Raw genomic sequence first — 5686 nt, forward strand, 5'->3', positions numbered from 1 at the left:
GATGTAGAGCGATTGATCGAACGTACAAGCCCGAAACGTCAGATGCTCTTTTTCTCGGCGACGATACCGCAGCCGATCCGTGACTTGAGCACATACTATATGAAACGTCCTGCTCAGCTTGAGATCACAGGCGAGCAAGTAACACTTACGAATATTCGCCAGCGTGTCATTACGATCAGTGAGGACCGTAAGCTCGACAAGCTGTGTGCGCTTATCAATGAAAGTCAGCCGTATTTGGCGATCGTATTCTGTCATACGAAAGCACGTGCCGAAATGGTAGGCGATGCGCTTTTGCAGCGTGGTTATGCTGTTGATACGCTTCATGGCGACTTGTCGCAAGCAAGACGACTTCAGGTCATGCGCAATTTCAGCAAGGCGAAACTCCAGATCCTCGTTGCGACCGATATTGCGTCGCGCGGTCTTGATGTAGAAGGTGTTACGCACGTATTCAATTATGATATTCCACGCGATACGGAAAGCTACATCCATCGTATCGGCAGAACGGGTCGTGCCGGTCAGCTCGGTGAAGCGGTGACGTTCGTCAATGACAGTCAGCGTTATTATCTCGGCAAGATCGAACAGAATATCAGACAGACGCTTGATAAAGAAGCGGCAAAAGCAAAAACGAAACCGCAGGTGAAGAAAGAAACAGTGAAGGAAGAGCCGAAAGAAAAAGCGGTAAAAGACAAACCGAAAACAGTGGCTCCGTATAATCCGTTCGATCGCAAGGCGAAAAAGAAAAGCCATCGAGGCAACGATAATCGCAGTAACCGTCGTCCGAAAGCAGAACGCGGTGGCAGACGTACAAGACAAGGTAAATAGAAGAAGATCCCATCAATGCAATGTATTGATGGGATTTTTTTGTATGTATGGTATGGCGCGCTTTGTTTTTATCCAAAATAAGGAGAGGATAACAGAGGGCGGTGGCAGATATATGGATAAAAAAAGAAGAAATTTTTCGGTATCGTTTCTGATCGTGGCGCTTCTTTTTACATGGGCGTTCAATCGGTGGTTTTATGAGCCGTATCTTACGGCAAAGACAGAGGTCACATACAGCGATTTTCTTGCGAAGCTCGATAGCGGTGAGATAGAGAAAGTCACACTGACAGACGGGCGCATCATCTTCTTTACGAAAGAAACGGAAGATACAGTGCGAGAAGTGAAGAGTACAGTTGCGATCGCGGATGACCAACTGGTAGAGCGGCTTATCGCAGCAGGGGTGTCATTCGGTGCGAGAGAGGAAACGGAAAGTTTTCTCGATACCTTGATCGGATGGTTATTACCGATCGTTCCGCTATTGTTGTTGTGGTACTTTATCTTTACGCGAATGAGCGGTGGTAGTACGATGTCATTCGGACGAAGTAAGGCGAAGGAGATAGAGGGAGAATTACTTGGTGTGCGGTTCGCCGATGTGGGCGGTGTCGGTGAAGCTGAGGTGGAACTGAAGGAGATCATTGCCTATTTAAAAGAACCCGAACGATTCCAAGCGATGGGCGCGCGGATGCCGAAAGGGGTACTTCTGGCAGGTCCTCCCGGTACGGGCAAGACGCTGTTGGCGAAGGCGACGGCAGGCGAAGCCGGTGTACCATTCTTCTTTTTAACAGGGTCCAGTTTTGTTGAGATGTTCGTCGGCGTTGGAGCGGCTCGAGTACGTGATCTATTTAAACAGGCACAGCTCAAATCGCCGTGCATCATCTTCATTGATGAGATCGATGCCATCGGTCAAAGCCGCATGACGGGACGTATCGGTGGAAACTCGGAGCAGGAGAATACACTCAACCAACTGCTTGCGGAGATGGACGGATTCGAAGCGAATTCGGGTGTTATTATCATGGCGGCAACGAATCGTCCCGAGATACTTGATCCTGCGCTTGTGCGCCCCGGTCGATTTGATCGTCAAGTACAGGTGCTGTTGCCGACAGAGGAAGGACGATTGGATATTCTTGGTATCCATGTGAAGAAGATGCGTCTTGATAGGACGGTCGATCTTCGAAGAATTGCAAAAGTTACGGTTGGTTTTTCGGGCGCGGAGCTTGCCAATATTGCAAACGAAGCGGCTCTGATGGCTGTGCGAGACGGTCGTACGGAAGTGAATATGCACGATTTTGATACGGCTATTGAACGTGTCGTGGCAGGTATGCGTCGCAGGGCACCGCTTTCCGATGAAGTGCGGGAGAAGGTTGCTTATCATGAGGTCGGTCATGCGCTTGCGGCCTACTATCTGCCCAAGATGGACAAGGTGCATAAGATCAGCATTATTCCGACGGCCAAAGGTGCTCTTGGGTATACGATGCAGCTGCCTGCTGATGAAAGGTATCTCTTGGGTGAGGAGGAACTAAAAAATCAGATAGCCGTTCTGCTCGGAGGTCGTGTTGCAGAAAAAATCGTATTCGGCGAAGTGTCGAGCGGTGCTTCGAACGATCTACTTCGTGCCACGATGTTGGCTAGACGCATGGTCATGGAGTTTGGTATGTCGGATATCCTCGGAGCAGTGCGATATGCCGAGGAGCGGGGCGCATATTTGGCGGGAGAGATGACCGTAAGACGTGATATTGCACCGCAGACGATGCGGCTTATTGATTGCGAAGTAAAGCGTATCATTGAAGATAGTCAGGCACGTGTGGAAGATCTGCTGAAAGAACATCGCGCTGTTATGGAAGAAGTCGCACATAGGTTGCAGCAAGAAGAGATCATATCGGGTGATGAACTTGAAAAGATAGCGGAAGGGAGATGACCTTCCGCTATCTTTCTGTTTGTGAGAGGAAACTGCGCATCGTAAGATAATAAGAAATGGCAAGCGGTATACAAGCGAATGTCCATGACAGTGGTGACGATAGGCACAGTCCGCTGTATCCGAAATAAGATGCGATCACGATGGCGGAGAAGATGCGCACAGCAAGTTCGATAAAGCCCGATAACGTAGGAATTACGTTTTTACCAAGACCTTGCAGGGTATACCGATAGATGAAAAGAAGCGATAAGACAAAGTAGGCAAGGCTTGTGCGATTGAGATATATTTGTGCAAGCTCGATAACGTCTTGTTCACCGCTTCCGACGAACAAGCTGACGAGCCAAGGTCCATAGGTCGTGTTGATAAGTCCGATGCCGAGGGCGAAGGAAATTGATATACGGATACAAGCGCGGACACCGTCTGCGATACGGTCAAGTTTTTTGGCACCGAAATTTTGCGCTGTATATGCTGCCATTGTCATACCGAACGACATCATTGGCATAGTGGCTATGGCATCGATCTTTTGTGCCGCGGAATAAGCGGCAATTGCCGTTGTGCCGAATTGATTGAGTGATGTCTGCAAGATAATAGAGCCAATGGCGACGATAGAGGATTGAAAAGCCATACTGAGTCCTGCACGAAGATGCGATAGCCAAAAGGGCAGAGGAGGGAACCAATCTTGTTTTTGAAACCGAAAGAGCGTATCACAGCGAAGAAAGTAGACGAGATAGATGAGAGCTGTCAAAAAAATAGCAAGAATCGTAGCGAGTGCCGCGCCTGCGATCCCCCAACCGAATCCGAGCAAAAAAGTCAGCTCAAGCACGACGTTCAGCACGGTCGAGAGAAGCAGAAACAAGAGCGGTGTGCGGCTATCGCCGAAGGCGCGGCTGAGATTAGATAAGAGATTGAGCAATAAGAAGGCACTTGTACCTGCGCAGATGATCGTCAAGAATACACTTGCATCGGAGAGTATTTCTGGTGGTGTCTGCATCCATTCGAGAAGCGGACGCGACAAGAGCATGGAGCCGATCGTCAGAAGCACAGAGAAAATAAACGACAACAACAGACCTGTTGCCATGCTTTGGCGTACCTTATCCATATCGCCTGCACCGTAATGATGACCTGTGATAATAGCGAACCCGTTCGTCAGACCCATCACGGTGCCGATCAAGAGGAACATAAGACTGCCTGTTGAGCCGACTGCGGCAAGTGCATTGACGCCAAGCGTACGGCCGACGATCAACGTGTCGATAAAACTGTACATCTGCTGCAATATATTACCAATGATAAGCGGGATCGTGAAGAACAAGATCAAGCGAAACGGAGAACCGATAGTCATGTTTTTCATAGCTGTACTCCTGTTTTGGCAACATTATTATCGTTAGTATCACAAGATAAAGTTCTCTTAAATCACGCATTTTTTGGGAAAAGTCCGTGATATAGCAGTATGATTTATTCATCCGAAAAAGACGGGCAGAAAATAAAGCAGGGGAAACTTATTTTATGTCGAATTTTAATTCATAATAAATTTACGTGGAAAGAAGATGAGTATCATGATTCGTAATTTTTTAGATGAATTCAAGAAGTTTGCTATGCGCGGTAACGTCATGGACATGGCAGTCGGTGTTGTTATCGGTGCTGCTTTCAGCAAGATCGTATCGTCGTTCGTTGAAAATGTAATGATGCCGCCGATCGGTCTTTTGATGGGAAAGATCGATTTTTCGAATCTGTTTATCAATTTGTCTGATAAAGAAGTGGCAACGCTTGCTGAAGCCAAAGCTGCCAATGTACCTGTCTTGGCGTACGGTATGTTCATCAACTCGGTGATCGACTTTTTGATCGTTGCTTTTGCTGTATTTGTTGTTGTTCAACAGATGAATCGTTTGCGTCGTGAACCGGAACCCGCACCGGCACCTGAACCGCGCAAATGCCCGTTCTGCCAAATGGTTATTGATGATGCGGCAACGAGATGTCCGCATTGTACTTCTTCCTTGGAGAAAAGTGCGTAACGCATAACGGACGGAAGGGGTCTTTAAAACGGTGAAACGTAATCATATGAAATATATTTTTCAGACTATCTGCGCACTCTGTTGTTGGCTGTTCTTGGTGCCAATAGCGGAGTGCGCTCCGTTTGATGATCTGACTGCACAAACGGCGATCCTTGTCGATGCACGAACGGGTGAAGTTTTGTACGAGAAAGATGCGGATAAACGTATCTATCCTGCCAGTACGACGAAGATGATGACGGCTATCTTGGCGATCGAAAACGTAAATCCGCTTAAACTCACGACAGTCAGCGATCATGCGGCGAAAACAGAAGGTTCGTCTGCACAGCTTCGTGCGGGCGACCGTATTCAGATGCAAGACTTGCTGTACGGATTGATGCTGTCATCGGGCAACGATGCGGCAGTCGTTATCGCGGAACATATCGACGGTTCGGAAAAAGCCTTCGCCGAGCGTATGACGAAGAAAGCGCATGCTATCGGTGCAACGAAAACGCATTTTACCAATGCGAACGGCTTGCCTGATGAAGAGCATTATACAACGGCAAGAGATCTTGCTAAGATCGCTTCGTATGCGTATCAGAACAAGCGGTTCAAACGAATCGTAAAGATGCAGAAACGGTCGATACGTATCAGTAATACAGGGCGCGTTATTAAGCTGTGTAATACGAATCAACTGCTTGGCATGATGAGTGAATGTGACGGGATCAAAACAGGTACGACACGTGCCGCAGGACAGTGTCTTGTTGCATCTGCTACAAAGGGAAAGACATCTTTGATCGCTGTTGTGATGAAAGTAGAAAACGGTAAGCGTTGGCAAGAAGCCAAACGATTGTTGGAGTACGGTTTTGATAAGAAAATGAAGAAAATAGGCAAGAAAGCAAGAAAGAAAAAAGCTGCATAAAACGATAAAAAGAGAGGAAACGCAAGATAAGCGTTTTCTCTCTTTTTA

Annotated in this window: 5 protein-coding genes; 4 read left to right on the forward strand and 1 reads right to left on the reverse strand. The window is 47.6% G+C overall.

Going from position 1 to position 5686, the window contains the following annotated elements; all coding sequences use genetic code 11:
* Both IJN28_06335 and ftsH read left to right on the forward strand, forming a co-directional pair.
* Positions 1 to 822, forward strand: an 822-nt coding sequence (locus tag IJN28_06335; GenBank protein MBQ6713385.1) for a DEAD/DEAH box helicase, incomplete at its 5' end; no start/stop codon positions are given.
* A 112-nt stretch (positions 823 to 934) separates the two neighbouring features.
* The gene (gene ftsH / locus IJN28_06340; protein MBQ6713386.1) at positions 935 to 2734 is read left to right on the forward strand and encodes an ATP-dependent zinc metalloprotease FtsH; all 1800 of its coding nucleotides are present in this window, start codon (positions 935 to 937) and stop codon (positions 2732 to 2734) included.
* A gap of 7 nt (positions 2735 to 2741) precedes the next feature.
* Here ftsH and IJN28_06345 read toward each other — a convergent pair whose 3' ends face one another.
* The gene (locus tag IJN28_06345; GenBank protein ID MBQ6713387.1) at positions 2742 to 4079 is read right to left on the reverse strand and encodes an MATE family efflux transporter; all 1338 of its coding nucleotides are present in this window, start codon (positions 4077 to 4079) and stop codon (positions 2742 to 2744) included.
* Positions 4080 to 4284: 205 nt separating this feature from the next.
* Between IJN28_06345 and mscL the strand changes: the two genes are divergently transcribed.
* Positions 4285 to 4740, forward strand: a complete 456-nt coding sequence (gene mscL, locus IJN28_06350; protein MBQ6713388.1) for a large conductance mechanosensitive channel protein MscL — start codon at positions 4285 to 4287, stop codon at positions 4738 to 4740.
* A 31-nt stretch (positions 4741 to 4771) separates the two neighbouring features.
* Positions 4772 to 5638 (forward strand): D-alanyl-D-alanine carboxypeptidase, encoded by an 867-nt coding sequence (locus IJN28_06355; GenBank protein ID MBQ6713389.1) that lies wholly within the window; start codon positions 4772 to 4774, stop codon positions 5636 to 5638.
* The last annotated feature ends 48 nt before the right edge of the window (positions 5639 to 5686 follow it).

The sequence above is a fragment of the Selenomonadales bacterium genome (assembly GCA_017442105.1).
Taxonomy (GTDB): Bacteria; Bacillota; Negativicutes; order RGIG982; family RGIG982; genus RGIG982.